10 protein-coding genes are annotated in these 18,985 nt (G+C 45.9%); 8 read left to right on the top strand and 2 right to left on the bottom strand.

The annotated features are described in order from the left end of the window. Positions 1–179 precede the first annotated feature (179 nt). Positions 180–1,328, top strand: a complete 1,149-nt coding sequence (chrA, locus tag L5M17_RS03280; RefSeq protein ID WP_263145188.1) for a chromate efflux transporter — start codon at positions 180–182, stop codon at positions 1,326–1,328. A gap of 127 nt (positions 1,329–1,455) precedes the next feature. After that, positions 1,456–3,120 carry a methyl-accepting chemotaxis protein gene (locus L5M17_RS03275; RefSeq protein ID WP_263145185.1) on the top strand — a complete coding sequence of 555 codons (1,665 nt, stop codon included), beginning with the start codon at positions 1,456–1,458 and terminating at the stop codon, positions 3,118–3,120. Between the two features lie 120 nt (positions 3,121–3,240). Here the strand turns inward: L5M17_RS03275 and fdhF are convergent, their stop codons facing one another. Beyond that, positions 3,241–7,506 carry a formate dehydrogenase subunit alpha gene (fdhF, locus tag L5M17_RS03270; RefSeq protein WP_263145182.1) on the bottom strand — a complete coding sequence of 1,422 codons (4,266 nt, stop codon included), beginning with the start codon at positions 7,504–7,506 and terminating at the stop codon, positions 3,241–3,243. Positions 7,507–8,043: 537 nt separating this feature from the next. Here fdhF and prfB point away from each other — a divergent pair. Together prfB and lysS are read left to right on the top strand one after the other, a co-directional pair. Then, positions 8,044–9,142, top strand: a protein-coding gene (gene prfB, locus L5M17_RS03265) for a peptide chain release factor 2 (protein ID WP_168824900.1) whose coding sequence is annotated in 2 segments (ribosomal slippage) — positions 8,044–8,118 and positions 8,120–9,142 — 1,098 coding nt in all. Because the reading frame shifts where the segments join, the coding sequence is not laid out codon by codon here. A 28-nt stretch (positions 9,143–9,170) separates the two neighbouring features. Beyond that, the gene (gene lysS, locus L5M17_RS03260; RefSeq protein WP_168824901.1) at positions 9,171–10,673 is read left to right on the top strand and encodes a lysine--tRNA ligase; all 1,503 of its coding nucleotides are present in this window, start codon (positions 9,171–9,173) and stop codon (positions 10,671–10,673) included. Between the two features lie 231 nt (positions 10,674–10,904). On the opposite strand, the gene L5M17_RS03255 is transcribed toward lysS, so the two are convergent. Further along, the gene (locus tag L5M17_RS03255; protein ID WP_105250059.1) at positions 10,905–11,345 is read right to left on the bottom strand and encodes a DUF2846 domain-containing protein; all 441 of its coding nucleotides are present in this window, start codon (positions 11,343–11,345) and stop codon (positions 10,905–10,907) included. 968 nt (positions 11,346–12,313) lie between these two features. On the opposite strand from L5M17_RS03255, the gene L5M17_RS03250 reads away from it, so the two are divergent. The 4 genes from L5M17_RS03250 to L5M17_RS03235 all read left to right on the top strand — a co-directional run bounded on the left by L5M17_RS03250 (position 12,314) and on the right by L5M17_RS03235 (position 18,927). Next, the gene (locus L5M17_RS03250) at positions 12,314–13,786 is read left to right on the top strand and encodes a carbon starvation protein A (protein ID WP_105250058.1); all 1,473 of its coding nucleotides are present in this window, start codon (positions 12,314–12,316) and stop codon (positions 13,784–13,786) included. 311 nt (positions 13,787–14,097) lie between these two features. After that, positions 14,098–16,263 (top strand): catalase/peroxidase HPI, encoded by a 2,166-nt coding sequence (gene katG, locus L5M17_RS03245; protein ID WP_219250332.1) that lies wholly within the window; start codon positions 14,098–14,100, stop codon positions 16,261–16,263. A gap of 170 nt (positions 16,264–16,433) precedes the next feature. Continuing rightward, complete coding sequence (locus L5M17_RS03240; RefSeq protein ID WP_028761608.1) at positions 16,434–16,868, top strand: PaaI family thioesterase; 435 nt, start codon at positions 16,434–16,436, stop codon at positions 16,866–16,868. Between the two features lie 370 nt (positions 16,869–17,238). Next, on the top strand, positions 17,239–18,927 hold the full coding sequence (locus L5M17_RS03235; RefSeq protein WP_212601306.1) for a glucan biosynthesis protein: 1,689 nt from the start codon (positions 17,239–17,241) through the stop codon (positions 18,925–18,927). Positions 18,928–18,985: the final 58 nt, after the last annotated feature.

The raw sequence follows: 18,985 nt of genomic DNA, 5'->3' as shown, positions 1-18,985 counted from the left end.
CACTAAGCATTTGTGTTCACTCGCTTTACGACTCTTGAAGTCCGCTCAAACAATCATAAGGACTCTACCATGTGGAGTCTTTGCAATACTTTTATCTGCGCTGCTCGCGTGAAACTTCATCAAAGTGTCTTTTTAGTGGCATAATCTTCAGCACTTTATGCATTGATGGGCGGCGATTTATGCTACAGATTTTCCTACGCTTTTTTACCTTGGGCTTGATGAGTTTTGGTGGACCTGCGGCGCACATTGGTTATTTTCGCCAGACCTTCGTAAATGAACTCGGTTGGCTCGATGATAAGCGTTACGCCAGTCTGGTTGCCTTAAGCCAATTTATGCCGGGGCCAGGGTCGAGCCAAGTGGGCTTTGCCATTGGTTATCAAAGAGGCGGGCTTGTTGGCGCGCTTGCTGCTTTTGCCGGTTTTACACTACCTTCCTTTATTTTGATGTACTTACTGGCGGTAACGACGTCGGCTTGGCTCGCCAATCATTATGTTCAAGGGATGATTTATGGGCTTAAGTTAATGGCCGTCGTTGTGGTTGCCGATGCCGTTCTCGCCATGTTTAAACAGTTCTGCCAACGCAAATCCGCACGCCTATTAATGTTAGTCAGTACTGCTGCAATTTTGATTGTGCCATCTATGTGGACGCAAATCCTTTTGTTACTTGGCGCCGCCACTATCGGCATCTATAAATTGAGTGCGAGCCAAGATGACACAGTAGCCCTGGCACCGATTCGATTGAATTACTTCTATTTGTTGCTCTTTTTCGTGTTGCTCATCGGCAGTTTTTTTATCGTGGATTTAGGCTCTGAAGCTTGGATCTTCGGTGAGTTTTATCGCGTAGGGAGCTTAGTATTTGGTGGTGGTCATGTTGTGCTACCTCTGTTGGAAACTGCGGTGGGTGATACCATAGGTGGCGATCGTTTTCTGACAGGTTATGCCTTTGCCCAAGCAGTGCCAGGACCTATGTTTACCTTTGCGACCTTTTTAGGCGCTGAAGTGATGTTAGATAAGCCCTTCATGGGGGCTTGCATCGCAACCGCAGCCATTTTTTTACCCGGTTTTTTACTCATGCTGGTGGGGTTGAAAAGCTGGCATGCGATTGCCGCAAGACCAAAAATTGCTGGTGCGATAGCGGGCGTCAATGCCTGTGTTGTTGGCTTACTTGCCGCAGCACTTTATCAACCCGTGTTTTCTCAGGCGGTATTCTCAGGTAAAGATATGGCCTTGGTATTGCTCGGTTTTGGTGCATTAAAGTTATTTAAACCACCCATGCTACAACTGGTATTAGGTTTTAGTGTATGTGGTGTGCTGCTTAATATGCTTTGAACTGAGTCGTTATTAATCGAATGTTTATTGAGCAAGATTAAGATTTTGTTACTTTAAGCGCATAGAAATACAACAATCTTAGCTATACTCCGAAGATACAAGTTGTAATCCTTTGGAGCATTCAAGTATGTCTAAGTTGAGTTTGCGCAATAAATTATTATTGCTATCGCTGTTCCCTTTGATCCTCGCATTATTGGTGTTGATGTCGGTTTCTTATTATGTCGAGAAAAATGCGCTTGCCGATGAGGTGGTTACCTTTAGATCTAAGCTCGTCGGTGAACGTAAACAACAAATTAAAGAAGCTACCGAAATTGCCGCTGGTATAGTGAATTACCAATTATCGTTAAAAGAACAAGGGAATGTGAATCAAGCGCTAAGAGACATACGTTTTGGCAGTGCGGGTTATTTCTTCATGTATGACTCTCAAGGGAAAAATATTTTCCATGCCCTAATACCGAGTTTAGAAGGGCAAAATAAAATGGATATGACAGATCCTCGCGGCACTAAAATTATCGTCGGTCTGCTCGATGCCGCTAAACGTGGCGATGGTAGTTTCTCCTATTACTATCAAAAACCTAATACTAATGAACAGATTGAAAAAATCAGTTACGCCATGATGATCCCAAGTACTGACTGGATGTTAGGTACTGGGGCATATATCGATGATATTGAAGCTGTTGTTGAAGATTATCGCCAGACAGTGACTGAGCAAATGGCAGAAAAATCCTTCGCGATTTTGCTGATAGCGCTTTTCCTTACGGGTATTACTGGCTTTATCATTATGATTGCCGCCCATCGTATGGTTGTGCCAATCAAGAATATGGCCGATAACTTAAATGATATTGCTAAGGGCGAAGGGGATTTAACCAAACGACTTACCGTAAAAGGTGAAGACGAAATTGCCCAACTTGGGCGCTCCTTTAACCTCTTTGTCGATAAACTTCAGCATATTATCGGCGATGTTGCGACTGCGACGGCTAAAGTAAAAACGGCAGCCAATGCGATTCATGATCAAACTAAAGTCATGTCGAGCCAGTTGGTGAGTCATAACAATGAAACCGATCAGGTGGTGACTGCAATCACTGAGATGTCCTCCACTGCGAACGAAGTGGCTAAGAATACCACTCAAGTAGCCGAAGCGACTCACGCTGCTACTGGTGATGTGGCGAATGCACAGCGTTGTGTTGATGCTTCGCTTGAGGAGATTGCGTCTTTAATGTCGCAAATCAACAATGCGGCTGGCAGTATAAAGTCACTCAGCGAGCAATCACAGAAGATCAACAGCGTGCTTTCTGTCATTGGCGGTATTGCCGAGCAAACTAACCTATTGGCATTAAACGCCGCCATCGAAGCGGCCCGTGCTGGTGAACAGGGTCGTGGATTTGCTGTGGTCGCCGACGAGGTGCGCAATTTAGCCAGTCGAACTCAAGCCAGCACGTTAGAAATCAACGAGATGTTATCGGCACTGCATAAGCTAGTGACCCAAGCCGTGAAAGCCATGGAAGAGAGTCAGCAAAGCTGTGTACGTTCGGTGGATTCTTCTCGCACGATTTCCGATAGTTTAGGTTCAGTCACTTCAGCGGTAACGGCTATTAATGATATGAGTACCCAAATTGCGGCCGCGGCGACAGAGCAAAGCTCAGTAACCGAAGAAATTAACCGTAACGTGTATGCCATCCAAGAGATTGTAAACGAGCTGCTTCATTCCAGCGAAGATGCCGCTAGGATCAGTATGACAGTCTCGGAAGAAGGCATTAACTTGGGCAAGTTAGTGGGCCAGTTTAAGATTTAATTGCAGCAATCTTGATTAAAAACGGGAGACTTAAAGTCTCCCGTTTTTATTTGGCTTATTTACCTTTTTGAAGAGTACTTAATCCATCTACTTTAGTCAATCCAGCCTAGTCAGTTCATTCTAATCAATTTTCTCGGCAACCCGCTCAACCCTTACCGAGCAGACCTTATATTCTGGGATAAAAGCGACAGGATCGAGCGCATTGATGGTGAGTTTATTCGCCGCAGCTTCCACAAAGTGGAAGGGCAGGAATAACACGCCAGCTTGGGCTCTTTTCGTCACAAAGGCGTCGATTTCAATTTCACCGCGACGGGTAGTAAGTTTGATTTTATCGCCATTGCCTATGCCGAGTTGCTCGGCGTCATAGACTGAAATCATTACTTTAGGCGAGCCGAGTAAGTCGAGTCCGGCCGTTTTACGGGTTAAGGTGCCTGTGTGGAACTGTTCCAGTAAACGTCCGGTCGAGAGGGTGAGCGGGTACTCACTGCAGGGCATTTCTGCGGGTAAGCGATAACTCACTGGCGTGAACTTACCTAAGCCGCGGGTGAATTGGCCTTGGTGCATAATGGGAGTACCTGGATGAGCATCATCTGGGCAAGGCCATTGAATACCTTGGGGAATTTTACCGTCAACTCTAGTGCTTAATCGCTGCCAAGTAATACCGCGATATTGTGGTGTCAGCTCATTGATTTCCTGCCAAATCGCTTCTTCATTAGGGTAATCCCAAGCGGCACCCATCGCATTGGCAATGGCTTGGACAATTTGCCTATCGGGCAGGGCTTCACCTGGCGGTAGCAGGGCCTGTTCGAGTCGCTGCACTCGTCGTTCAGTATTAGTGAAATGACCGCGTTTTTCGACAAAGGCCGCGGCGGGCAGAACCACGTCGGCAAGCTCGGCGGTTTCGGTGAGGAAGATGTCCTGCACCACTAAAAAGTCGATTGCATTAAGCGCCCTAAGCACATGGGCTTGATCTGGGTCGCTTAATACGGGGTTTTCGCCCATTACATATAAAGCCTTGATTTTCCCTTTGGAAATATCATGCATCATATGGGTGGCGGTCACGCCAATTTCTCCCGATAACGGCGTTTGCCAATGTGCCTCGAAACGCATTCTGGCGTGAATGTCGGTGACTTTTTGGTAACCACTGAAGAAGTTAGGCAGTGCGCCCATGTCACAGGCACCTTGCACATTACTTTGTCCCCGTAGTGGGTTAATCCCCGCTCCTTCAACTCCAATATTGCCGCATAGAAGTTGTAGATTAGATATGGCGGTGACATTGTCGTGTCCCGTCGTGTGCTGGGTAATGCCCATGGCATAGTAGACTGCGGTTTTGTCGGCCGTGCCTATGGTACGGGCGATGCGGGCGATATCTTCGGCTTTAACACCTGTTATCAAGGCTGCATTTTCTAGGCTGTAATCTACTTTTTTGAGTTCAGCATAGAGAGCATCCACGCCTTCGGTGCGCGCTGCAATATAGCTTTTATCCTGCCAGTCATTACGGATGATTTCCGCCATAATCGCATTGAGTAGCATGACGTCAGTGCCGGGTCTGTGGGCGACATAAAGCTGTGCACTGTCGGCAATGGCGACACGTTTAGGATCGGCCACCATTAATCTTGCGCCATGCAAAGCCACGGCTTGCTTAATTTTCGAGGCGATGATCGGGTGAGCACTGCTGGTGTCTGAGCCTATGATAAAAATCACATCCGATGCTTGAATGCTCGGAATGTCATTGGTCATGGCACCACTGCCGATACTTTGCTGTAGCCCAGTGACTGTGGATGAATGGCACAGACGGGCGCAATGGTCGATGTTATTGGTGCCGAGTATGCTTCTGACAAATTTTTGCAGGAGGAAGTTTTCTTCATTGGTGGCTTTTGCCGAGGCCAAGCTTGCCAGTGCATTGCTGCCATGTTGCTGTTTTATTTGCTGTAAATGTTCGGCCACATAGGCGATGGCTTCAGGCCAACTACTTGGCGTGAGCTGGCCATGTTTACGAATGAGTGGCGTGGTGAGGCGTTTTTCACTGTGAATAAAATCGAAACCAAATCGCCCTTTGACGCAGAGCATGCCTTGGTTAACCACAGACTCTTTATTGCCCTCAATATGACGGATCTGATTCGTGTTGGTATCGATTTTAAGGTCAAGCCGACAGCCTACGCCGCAATAGGTACAAATCGTTGAGGCGGTTTTGAGTGGCGTTTCATCGCCTTGGCGTTTATCCCGCGCATCGACGAGTGCACCCGTTGGGCAAACCTGCACACAGTTGCCGCATTGCACACATTTGCTGTCGGCCATGCTAGCGCTAAAGCCGACTCTCGGTGCGCGGCGCGTGGCGGTTTCGCTTATATCTTGCGGCAGTGCTTGATAGGAATCATGGGCAAATTGAATCGCACAATGGCCACTCTGCAACTGGCACACATCGACGCACTTACCACAGCTAATACAACGATTTGCATCAAATTGAATGAACGGACTCGATTTATCGACCGAAAACTTACGCACGCTTTGAGTGCTGAGTGACTTAGGTTCGACATGGTAGTCGGTCGCATAGTCCCTTAATTTACAATCAGTATTGGCTTGGCAGGCGCATTCGAGGCAGCGAGCCGCTTCTTGCATGGCGGCATCGGGAGCAAAGCCTAGCTCGACTTCGCCGTAATTGAGTAAACGTTGCACCGCGTTCAATTCGGGCATGGTTAAACGGGCTTTACGTGCGACAGAGGGGTAGAGCTCGGTAGTTGGCAAGCCTTGTTTTATTGTGTTACCGACTGCTTTTGATGAATTAAATTCAGTGGCATGCAGCTCACAGCTTAGGCCTTGTTTGAGTAATTTATCTATGGCGATGGCGGCTTTATGGCCATCGCCTATGGCGGCGACTGCGGTGGCAGGACCGCGGCGCGCATCCCCCACCACGAAGAGTTTTTCAACCCCTGATGACATAGTGTGCTCGCAGCCAATAAAGGTATTCCAGCGGCTGAGAGCGAGTTCACCATTACTTAAGTGGCTCGCGGGATCTTGCATAAAACTCATATCGGGAGTTTGTGATACTGCGGCTATCACAGTATCAAAATCTTGGGTAAAGGTTTCACCAGTATCAACGGGAGCGCGTCTGCCAGAGGCATCGGCTTCGCCGAGTGCCATCTTAGCGAAGGTGACAGAATGTACTCTACCTTGCGCATCGCTATGGTTTTCAAGCGGATTGGTTAAAAAATGAAACTTCACCCCTTCGACTTCGGCCTCGTGTACCTCGTAAGCTTCGGCGGGCATTTCTGCGCGGGTACGACGGTAAATTAGGGTGACATCACAGCCTTCACGCACCGCTGTGCGGGCGCAATCAATAGCGGTATTGCCACCACCAATGACGGCGACTTTCTTACCTAAAATAAGTGTCTTTTCGAGACAATGATCTTTTAAGTAATCGACACCTAAGTAGCAACCTGCGAGTGTGCTACCTGGATAATCCATTGGCACAGCTTTTTGGGCGCCAATGGCAAGACAAACGGCATCGAAATCTTCAACTAATTGATTTAAATGTATCTCGTGACCGAGACGCGTTTCTGTGTGGATGGTTAACCCGTTATGGCACAAGAGTTCGATTTCTTTATCGAGTATCGCCTTAGGTAAGCGATATTCAGGAATGCCATAGCGCAGCCAGCCACCCGCCTGTGGCATAGATTCGAATATCTCAACGCTATGGCCTTGGTTTGATAAGTAATATCCGGCACTTAACCCTGCTGGACCCGCACCAATAATCGCGACTTTTTTGCCCGTGTCGGCTTGGCGTGGTGGCACATAACTCATGCCCCCATTTTCGCCATCAGCTAAGTCGAGATCGGCGGCGTGACGTTTTAATTGGCGTATGGCAATGGGCTCATCGACGAGTCCGCGGCGACATTGTGCTTCACAAAAAGCAGGGCAGACACGGCCAATGGAGAGTGGCAGCGGCAAAGTTTGTTTAATGACTTTAACGGCTTCAGTATGGTTGCCTTGGGCTATGTGATACAGGTAACTCTGCACATCGACGCCCGCAGGGCATGCTTGTTGGCAGGGGGCTTCGCAATCGGCAAAATGATCGCTCAAGATCTCAGTCAGCGCTTGTTTGCGTTTTTGACTTAATAATTCAGACTGAGTTATGACTCGCATGCCGACTGTGGCGGACGTTTCACAGGCGCGTACGCAGCGCAAACTGGCGTCGGAATTCTCAATTTGGACGACACACAAATTGCAGGCTTGCTTGTCTGCATGTTCGTGATTGCCTAATTGCTGCGAGGCTGCGCTGGGATCACATAAGCTGGGTATTGCTATGCCAGCAGCATGCGCCACTTGCAGTAGGTTATCGGTCGGATTAACCGACAACACTTGGTCATTAATTCGAAGTTCTATCATCCCATGGCCTTTTTATATGTAGGGTGCTTAGCTGCTATAGCGCGGGGCTGCAGGCTTAGGTTGTTTCGAGTATACCTAGACAGCTTTAGAAGACGCTTATGGGCGAGTGAAGTTTGCTGCAAAATTGCAGCTTGAATCACAAACCCGCCCAGACTGTGCGCTGGTGAATGTTTGTTCTGATTTAGTCGTGATGGGGTTGGCGTTATCAGGCCTTTTTAGTCGTGTTTCCTTTGATATTATGGGGATTTTTTAGGCAGGAGAGCGCTTGTGTGTCAGCCATTGGCCTCGCGCATAGCACTATCTTGGCTAAATTTAAGTAAGATCACAGTCTTAACTCATTGCTTTTTGTTAGTCTCGGCTTTAGTGCTGTGGTCTTTTAGCTTGGAAAATAATCCTTGTTATCCCATTTAATGAACAGTGCACCCCTAGGTTTACCAGTCTGGTTAGGTTAAAATGCGCGGTTGCAAATACTGTTAATCACCGCCCCTTTTAGTGGAAGATCAATTAAAGCGGCCAAATAAAGAAAGTTGAAAACTCATGTTTGAAGTTAATCCAGTAAAATTCAAAATTAAGGAGCTTGCCGAGCGCACGGAGCTTCTTAGGGGGTATCTTTGACTACGATGCCAAAAATGAGCGTCTAGAAGAAGTTACCCGTGAGCTTGAAAGTTCAGAAGTGTGGAACGACCCAGAGCGCGCCCAAGCCTTAGGCAAAGAGCGCGCCAGCCTAGAAGCTGTGGTCAAAACCATAGACGATATGGACTCAGGTCTTGAAGATGTTGAAGGCTTACTCGAGCTGGCTATTGAAGAGGAAGACGAAGATACCTTCAATGAAACCAGTAAAGAGCTGGATTATCTCGAAAGCCGCCTTGCCGATCTTGAATTCCGTCGTATGTTCTCCGGCCCGCAAGATGCGTCAAACTGTTATTTAGACATTCAGTCTGGTAGTGGTGGTACCGAAGCCCAAGATTGGGCCAACATGGTGCTGCGTATGTACCTACGTTGGGGCGAAGCCCATGGCTTTAGCCCTGAGTTGATGGAAGTGACCGATGGTGACGTGGCCGGTATTAAAGGCGCGACCATTAAGTTTACTGGCGAATATGCGTTCGGTTGGTTACGCACTGAGACTGGCGTGCACCGTTTAGTACGTAAGTCGCCATTTGATTCATCGGGTCGTCGTCATACGTCATTCTGCTCTGTGTTCGTTTATCCAGAAATCGATGACGATATCACGATTGATATCAACCCATCGGATCTGCGTATTGACACTTATCGCGCATCGGGCGCGGGTGGTCAGCACGTTAACAAAACGGAATCGGCGATTCGTATTACCCACTTACCGACGAATACCGTCGTGCAGTGCCAGAACGACCGTTCACAGCATAAAAATAAAGATGCTGCGATGAAGCAGCTGAAAGCAAAACTGTTTGAGTTAGAAATGCTCAAGCAAAATGCCGACAAACAGGCCGCAGAAGACGCTAAGTCTGATATCGGCTGGGGCAGTCAAATTCGCTCTTATGTATTAGACGATGCCCGCATTAAAGACTTACGCACAGGCGTTGAAACCCGCAATACTCAAGCGGTACTCGATGGCGATCTGGATAAGTTTATCGAAGCCAGTTTGAAATCTGGGCTGTAATTAATTCAAGGTATAGACGAGAAATAAGATGACTGAACAAGTAATTGATGAGAACAAACTGATCGCCGAGCGCCGTGCCAAGCTAGAAAGCATCCGCCCAAATTGTAGTGCTAATGCCCATCCAAATACCTTCCGTCGCACCCATAAAGCGGCTGAATTACAAGCACAGTATGGTCAAAGCACTAAAGAAGAACTCGAAGCCTTAGGTTTTAAGACCAGCATCGCTGGCCGCATCATGGCAAAACGTGGTCCTTTCTTAGTGATCCAAGACGTGTCTGGCCGTATTCAAGCCTATGCTGAAAAAAGCGTACAAGCTGATTTGAAAGAGCGTTTTCAAGGTCTGGATATCGGTGACATTATCGGTGTAACCGGTCAGCTGCATTTGTCTGGCAAAGGCGACTTATACGTCAACATGGAACAGTACGAGCTACTGACCAAGGCGCTGCGTCCATTGCCTGCGGACTATTATGGTCTAGCCGATCAAGAAATGCGCTACCGTCAACGTTACGTGGATCTCATCGTTAACGAAGATTCGCGCAATGCCTTTATCATGCGTTCTAAAGTGGTTTCTGCAATTCGTAACTTCATGATCAAAAAAGAGTTCATGGAAGTTGAAACCCCTATGATGCATGTGATCCCAGGTGGTGCTTCGGCGCGTCCTTTTATCACCCATCACAACGCCTTAGACATGCCAATGTACCTGCGTATCGCGCCAGAATTATATCTGAAGCGTTTAGTGGTGGGTGGTTTTGAGCGTGTGTTCGAAATCAACCGTAACTTCCGTAACGAAGGTCTGTCGCCACGTCATAACCCAGAATTCACTATGATGGAATTCTATATGGCTTATGCTGACTACAAAGATCTGATGGACCTTACCGAAGAAATGCTCAGCTCGATTGCTATCGAACTGCTTGGCAGTGCGCAAATGCCCTACGGTGAGCACACTGTCGATTTCGGTGGCCCATACGCACGTTTAAGCATGTTAGAAGCGATTCAGAAGTACAATCCTGATAACGCCACTATCCAAGCTATGACCTATGAGCAAGTGAAAGATGTTGAATTCATGCGCGATTTGGCGAAAAGCTTAGGTATGAAGATTGAGAAATTCTGGACTTGTGGTCAGCTGCTTGAAGAAATCTTCGGTGAAACTGCTGAATGGCAATTGATGCAACCAACGTTCATCACTGGCTACCCAGCGGACATTTCACCATTGGCACGTCGTAATGATGACAACCATTTCATCACTGACCGTTTCGAATTCTTCATCGGTGGCCGCGAAGTGGCTAACGGCTTTAGCGAGCTGAACGATGCTGAAGATCAAGACAACCGCTTTAAAGCACAGGTTGACGCGAAAGATGCAGGTGACGATGAAGCTATGTTCTACGATGCAGACTATATCACTGCACTGGAACACGGTTTGCCACCAACGGCAGGTCAAGGTATTGGTATCGACCGTTTAGTGATGTTGTTCACTAACACTCATACTATCCGTGACGTGATCCTGTTCCCTGCTATGCGCCCACAGGCGTAATGCAGTCGAACAAGATATTTCGGTTAGTCATTTTATCGACGATGAATGAGTGGGAATTGGCTAAACAGTAAAAGGTTTACTCATTAGCTGACAATCATAGTGATAAAAACCAGCCATTTGGCTGGTTTTTTGTTTTCTAGAACTTTTTAAAAGGTGTGATTATTAAAGATACAACTGGATAAGCTATGTTGTTACAGCTGAATTTTTATAAAAGCAAAAATTAGCTATAAACTATTTGGCAAGTTTACATTCTTTAACATTCTTCATGCCTTCACCGTCAGTTACTGACTGCAACCCCGCACCGCCAACAAAAACACCTATTTTTATATATTGCTCGATAAAGTAGTTTTTACCACCTTCTGTCGATAGTTTTAAATTATTTTCACTGAATTCTGATTCGGTAGAAAGTGTTTGCTCACCTGGTTCTACTTCCTTGTAGAAGTAGACTTTATTAGCAGATTCGCCAATCATCTCACCATTAATATAGATATTTTTCTTTAGAGCCTGACCCGCAAAACTATTGCGGTATATATAAATCCCTGTTTTATTGTCAGCTGGCTTCTGGAATGTCTTAAGCTTTGCATCTTCCTCTTGTGAAGCCATTGGTACTGTGGCACAACCTGAGAGTAGAAGGAAAATGGCCAGCATAGGCGTTAGAAGTTTTTTTAACATGATTTGTCCTTAAATAAGTGTCTTATTTTGATTGTAAAAATACAAGCTTTTGTTATTTATATAAATTTATCTTGATTTATAACGCTTTAGTTTATTGAGCTTTTAAAGTTTTTAAATGTGTTATCTCCTTTGGGCTCGTTTGAACATTCAACATGAACGCCATAACATTGGCAGAATGTATGGAATGTCATGTTGGTAAAGTCAGCTATTATCATTTTTGCGCAAGAGCACTCGGCCAAAAATAAGTTATTATAAAGTCATTAAGAGGCAGATTAATGGTGTTTTTATTTTTGCTAAATATAACTTAAGTTTTATTGGTTTACTAATGATTTATTTTAAATTTTGTGATGTCAAATAGTAGTCTGCTTTGTTTGCTGTTATTTTTAAAAGCGAGTGATTATTTTATTTTTGGTCTTTGGTCTTTGGTCTTTGGTTTTTTCTTGCAGTTTTACGATTTTTATAAATCGTAAAATGATTAAGTAATAAGTCGCTAGCGCTTAAGGTAGTTTTGTTTATGTTGCTGATTAACTAAATTAGACTCTATTGTAATATGAAGTTATAGAATGGATTAGGTTTATTACTTGGGTAGGGGTTAAGTGGTCTGATATTTAGCTCAATTTATAAAGAAGTTTTAAATCAGCAATGATTTAAGTATTCTACTTAAGGTTACTTGTATGTCCATGGTTAACTTAGTAGGTGTTGACTGACTAGCTTAGTACTACTAAATAGTGGAATGGAATAAGGACGATGAGAGGAACTCAGTTTTAGTATGATAAGTACTGTTGCAGATAAATTGAATACTTCATAGGGATTATTTTTAAACGCGTTTGTTCATCTATACCCACTCGTACGGCTGTTTCAGATAATCAACCCGACATTAGTCTAATAGTGTGTTGCTTGACCTCAGTCGCTAACTCAATGAAACTCTCCATTAAATCACCTCCTACTAAAGTATGGATAATTAAATAATGTTAATTTTCTTTATTTGTATCGCACTCTTAGTGCTTGCATACAAGTTCTATAGTCCCTTTGTTGAGCGGCAAGCGGGTATAGATCCTAAAGCGATAACACCACAGGCGAGATTCGAAGATGGCGTCGATTACGTTCCGGTTCATCCGGCTAAAGCGTTTTTGATCCAGTTCCTCAATGTCGCGGGTGTGGGGCCGATATTTGGCCCGATCCTCGGTGCACTTTACGGCCCAATAGCCTTAGTGTGGATTGTACTGGGGAATATTATTGGCGGCGCAGTACATGATTATTTTTCTGGCGTGCTCAGCATAAAAGAAGACGGTAAGAGTCTGCCAGAGATTGCGGGCCACTACTTTAATATTTACTTTAAAGGCGTGATGTTGCTGTTTACGGCTATGCTGCTGTTTTTTGTGGGCGTGGTCTTCATCATGAGCCCCGCAGGTTTGCTGAGTAATCTCGATTATTTTAAAGACACCATCTTTGGCAATAATACCTTCTGGGTGTTAGTGATTTTAGTCTATTACTTTTTAGCGACTATGCTGCCGATTGATAAAATCATCACTAAATTATATCCCGCATTTGGTTTGTTGATGATAGTCATGACAGTTTCTATCGCCGTTGCTCTAATGATCAATGCGCCGCAGTTACCTGAAATGGGTGATGTGTTTGCCTATTTCGACCACAGCCATTACAACAATGAGTTACTCGAACCAAACCCTGATGGGCTACCTGTTTGGCCACTGTTATTTGTGACTATTACCTGTGGTGCGATTAGCGGTTTCCATTCAACTCAAGCGCCTATCATGGCTCGTTGCTTGACGAATGAGAAATATGTTCGCCCTGTGTATTATGGCGCTATGGTTGCTGAAGGTATCGTTGCTTGTGTATGGGCAACGGCGGGTATTGCAGCTTTCCCTGGCGGTTATGTTGAGCTTAAGAGTTTGCTCGACCAAGGTGGCCCAGGTTTAGTGGTTAACCAAGTGGCAACTACGTATTTAGGTGTTGCGGGCGGTATTATGGCGATTGTGGCCGTGGCTATCTTCCCTATCACCTCTGGCGATACCGCATTTCGTTCGCTGCGTTTGACGATTATCGATGCCTTCCATATTCCGCAAAGTATGCGTAATCGCTTATTGGTTGCAGTGCCTATTCTGACCATTGCGTACTTTATGACGAAGATCGATTTCTCTTTGATTTGGCGTTACTTTGCCTTCTCAAATATGCTGCTATCAACCAGTGTATTGTGGTTAGCGACTAAGTATTTGTTCGATCGTGGGACCTTCCATTGGATTGTTAGCTTACCAGCGATTGGCGGCACCAGCGTTACTGTGTCTTATATTATGACTGCGGGCATTGGCCTAGGTTTACCGCAACCTTTGAGCCAGCCAGTAGGTATCGCTGTCGGGGTTATCTGTTTAGTTGCCCTGATCATTGCGCACAATAGACGTAAACCTGTGGCAGAAGTCAAATAGTCAGTTATCCCATAGTTTTACCCAATAAAAAACAAGGGCTGCATTTTGCAGCCCTTGTTTTTTATGATTGGTATCATTCTACTATCCTTTAATGGCTTATTTTAGAAAGGGTAATTTTTGCTGAATATTTTTTAATGAGCAGATTCATCGCGTTTCATCTAGAGGTAAGGTAAGGTCGTTAGACTGGTTTTTATTTCTCTATTGAAACGATTAGTCTGTGGTAGAGAGCGTTAAGCAGTACAAACTTGCGGCAAAAGTCATTTAGATTTTATTTACTTGAATATTTTTTGCGAACAGAAGGAGAGCACGTTATGTCTGAGAACAAATGTCCTATGCACCATTCTGCTGGTGGCACCTCGAATCGAGATTGGTGGCCTAAACAGCTCCGGCTCGATATTCTGCACCAACACTCTTCCTTATCTAATCCTTTGGGTGATGACTTCAATTATGCTGAAGCCTTTAAATCCCTCAATTTAGCTGCTGTAAAGCAAGATCTCCTCGCATTAATGACGGATTCACAGGACTGGTGGCCAGCAGATTTTGGCCACTATGGGCCGCTATTTATTCGTATGGCATGGCACAGTGCTGGCACCTATCGTACCGGTGATGGACGTGGCGGAGCGGGGAGCGGTAATCAACGTTTTGCACCGTTAAACAGCTGGCCAGATAACGTAAACCTCGATAAAGCACGCCGGCTCCTTTGGCCGATTAAACAAAAATATGGCAATAAAATCTCTTGGGCCGATTTGATGATCCTTACGGGTAATGTTGCGCTGGAATCTATGGGATTCAAAACCTTAGGTTTCGCTGGTGGGCGAGTCGATATTTGGGAACCCGAAGCTGATATTTACTGGGGTGCGGAAAATAAATGGTTAGATGATAAGCGTTACTCGGGAGAGCGAGATCTTGAAGATCCCCTCGCCGCAGTCCAAATGGGGTTGATTTATGTTAACCCTGAGGGACCCAATGGCGACCCTGATCCTTTCGCTGCCGCCGTTGATATCCGCGAAACCTTTGCCCGCATGGCGATGAATGATGAAGAAACCGTAGCCTTGATTGCTGGGGGTCATACTTTTGGTAAAACCCATGGTGCAGGTGACGCAGCATTAGTCGGACCTGAGCCAGAAGCCGCAGGTATTGAGCAGCAAGGGCTAGGTTGGCAGAGTCGCTATAAAAGCGGTAAAGGTGGCGATACTATTTCCAGTGGCCTCGAAGTGACTTGGACCTCAACGCCAACCCAATGGAGTAACAATTTTTTTGAAAATCTATTCGGATATGAATGGGAACTGACTAAGAGCCCAGCGGGTGCCCATCAGTGGATACCTAAAAATGGCGCGGGTAAAGGGGTGATCCCCGATGCGCATGATGCCTCAAAACGTCATGTGCCAACCATGTTGACTACCGACCTTGCACTGATCTTCGATCCTGATTACGAGAAAATATCACGTCGATTCTTTGAAAATCCCGATGAGTTTGCCGATGTATTTGCAAAAGCCTGGTACAAGCTGACACACAGAGATATGGGGCCATGCACACGCTATTTGGGTCCTGAAGTGCCTGCAGAAACGTTTCTTTGGCAAGACCCAATTCCAGCGGTTGATCATCCTCTGGTTAATGAGCAGGATGTTACTGATCTTAAACTGAAGATTATCGGTTCTGGATTAACGATTTCAGAAGTCGTTGCCACTGCTTGGGCCTCGGCGTCGACCTATCGCGGTTCTGATATGCGCGGTGGTGCGAACGGTGCGCGAATTCGACTCGCGCCGCAAAAAGATTGGCCAGTGAATCAGCCTGAGCAACTCGCTAAGGTGCTCAAAGTGCTTGAGAGTATTCAGTCTGAGTTCAATCAAGGAGGTAAGACAATCTCCCTTGCTGACTTGATTGTGCTGGCAGGCTGTGTCGGTATTGATCAAGCGGCTAGAAATGCGGGGGTTGAAGTGACGATTCCATTTACGCCAGGTCGTATGGATGCCACGCAAGCACAAACTGATGTGGAATCTTTTGCGGTACTTGAACCTGTCGCAGATGGCTTTAGAAATTATCATCCCACTCCGTTTTCTGTTTCGGCGGAGGAGTTATTGGTCGATAGGGCACAATTGCTGACCTTAACTGCGCCGGAAATGACAGTGCTTATTGGCGGTCTGCGGGTGTTAGATACGAACTCTGATCAGTCAAAAACGGGTGTCTTGACTGCGCGTCCTGAGTTTTTGACCAATGACTTTTTTGTTAACTTGCTCGATATGGGGACGACGTGGAAACCCACTTCTAAAGCGGAGGATATGTTTGTGGGTGTTGATCGCGTCAGTGGTCAGCAAAAGTGGACTGCAAGTCGTGTTGATTTGATCTTTGGCTCTAATTCGCAGCTGCGTGCACTCGCAGAAGTGTACGCGAGCAGTGATGCACAGCTGCGATTTGTCGATGATTTTATCGACGCTTGGACTAAGGTGATGAACTTAGACAGGTTTGATCTGCGCTGAGCTTTTATTTATTAGTCTTTTTAGTGGTATATGGACCCAATTTAGACGCCGCTGGAGTTAATGCAGACTGAGCGTTTAAGTGGATTTTCAGTTAAATGATCGCCTAATCCAAAGTGGTTAAGCGGTCATTTTTATTCATGTGCTTTGACGCTCATCAATTTAGGTGGAATATGAATATTCAGCAAATGTCGGGTTTAGCCATTTTACAGGCAATGGCAAGGGGTGAATTACCTGCACCTTCTATCTCTCTCACTATGCCAATGTCGCTGGTTCAAGCCGACGAAGGAACGGTGACATTCCATGCGACTGCCGATGATAAGCACCTCAACCCATTGGGCGGTGTTCATGGTGGTTTTGCCGCGACTGTACTGGATTCGGTTACTGGTTGCGCCGTGCATACATTGCTTGAAGCGGGTGTCGGTTACGGCACTATCGATTTGAATATTAAAATGATTCGACCTGTGCCTAAACATCAAGTGTTAGTGGCTGAGGGCAAGGTGATCAATTTATCTAAGTCTTTAGGCATTTCGGAAGGTACGCTAAAAACGCAGGATGGAAAACTGCTCGCCACCGCTACGGCGACTTGTATGATTTTAAGGCCATAAACCGATTTTGCGGGCTAGCGATATTATCTCTTCGAGTTAACACGCTGAGCAGATAATTAACCTATGCCGAAGGTGCACTTTATCTTCGGGTATTAAGTCAACGGCCTTCTTGCTGGCAGTGAGGTTTTTATGGGCGTAAATTCAGTTAATAACGGAATTTTTTAATCATATTTTCATAAATAGGCCTCAAGATTGAAAATAGCTAGCATGCCATATTCCATTCGACAGAAAGTATGCTAGATTCTGGTGAATTGTTGCTGATCGCTGTATTGTTACCTCTGTCATCAACAGTTCTCCACAGGGCCATCGCTGCAATTGAGTCAGATTTGCAGGGAAGTGTCAGGAAGTTACACCAATTCAGAGTCTGCTTATGCAACCCAATTTATTTCCCGAACAAAGAAACGTTTATCAAGAATCGAGGGCGACACAACCCTCGATAGAAGCCCAATCTTCCTCTCGTCGCGGCCGTTTGCAGCGTATGGTTGGCGGCGTATTGTTAACCTGTAGCGTATTGCTGAGTCTTTCAGCATGTGCGGCAGGTAAGCAGGCGTCACCACAAGAAGGTGAAGAGTTTAGTTACGCTTGGCTAAAGGGTTATGCCCGTACTATGGCGGCACAACCCTATGAGAGTCATAAAGGCGAATTACCTAAAAGCCTTCAGGGCATGAGTTGGGATGATTACCAACAATTCCACTTCAAGAAGAAAGCCGCACTATGGCGTGATCAAGATTCGGAGTTTCGTGCCGAACTGTTCCATCTTGGGCTGTTTTTCGATACCCCTATTCATATTTATGAGCTAAATGAGGGTAAGGCTAAGTTAATCGAATATTCACCTTCAATGTTCGATTACGGCAAATCAAAGGTCAAAGGTAGTCAGTTGCCTAAGGATCTTGGTTTTGCGGGTTTCCGTATGCAATTTAATACCGATTGGCAGCGTGACATTGTTGCCTTCCTTGGCGCTAGTTATTTCCGCGCAGTGGGTCAAGAAATGCAGTACGGTTTGTCGGCTCGTGGCTTAGCGGTTGATACTGCACTGCCAAAACCCGAAGAGTTTCCAATGTTCACCAATTTCTGGTTAGAAAAACCTAAACCAGGATCGAATATCACCACTGTGTATGCCTTGCTAGACTCTCCGAGTGTCACGGGTGCTTATCGTTTTGATATCGAACCGGGTGAACGTTTAAAAATGAAGGTGGATGTGGCTGTTTATCCACGTAAAGCGATTGAACGTTTAGGCGTTGCGCCACTGACCAGTATGTTTATGGTGGGGGAGAACGATCGCCGCACCGGTTATGACTGGCGTCCAGAAATCCATGATACCGATGGTCTAGCCATGCACACGGGCAATGGTGAATGGATTTGGCGTCCGCTAGGTAACCCTGAAAACCTGCGATTCAACGCCTATAGCGATGAAAATCCAAAAGGTTTTGGCTTACTGCAACGTGATCGTAACTTCGATCATTATCAGGACGACGGCGTGTTTTATGATAAACGCCCAAGCCTATGGATTGAACCAACCAGCAGTTGGGGTAAAGGTTCAGTGCAGTTGGTTGAAATTCCAACACTGGATGAAACCTTCGATAACATAGTGGCTTTCTGGAATCCTGCTGAGCCGATTGTTCCTGGTCAAGAGCTGCTGTACAGCTACAACATGTACTGGGGTGGCATTCCACCGGTTCAATCACCCCGTGCTCGGGTTGTCGATACCTTCACCGGGATTGGCGGCGTAGTTGGCCAGAAACGCAAATACTACAGTAAGCGTTTTGTGGTTGATTTCGCGGGCGGAACTTTACCTATGATAGGTAAAGATACCCAAGTTAAAGCCGTGATCACAGCATCTGAAGGCAAAGTGGAAATTGAATCAGCCCGTCCTTTAGCCTCGATTAATGGTTACCGCGCTATGTTTGACGTAGTGCCACCCGGAGACGGGACTGAGCCGATTAACCTGAGAGTCTATTTGGAGGTCGATGGTCAGCCATTGTCTGAGACTTGGATGTATCAGTGGAATCCGCCTGCAAAGGATGATCGTGAATTGCACAATGCAGGTCATCTGCAATAAGCGATTCGTGAGTCATTAATCTAAAACGCCAGCTAACTTAGCTGGCGTTTTTGTTTTG

Origin of the sequence: Shewanella sp. SW24 (assembly GCF_025653395.1) — a bacterium.
In the GTDB taxonomy this organism is placed as follows: domain Bacteria; phylum Pseudomonadota; class Gammaproteobacteria; order Enterobacterales; family Shewanellaceae; genus Shewanella; species Shewanella oncorhynchi.
Note: the sequence above shows the minus strand (reverse complement) of the source record. Positions and strands in the feature narration are given on the sequence as shown.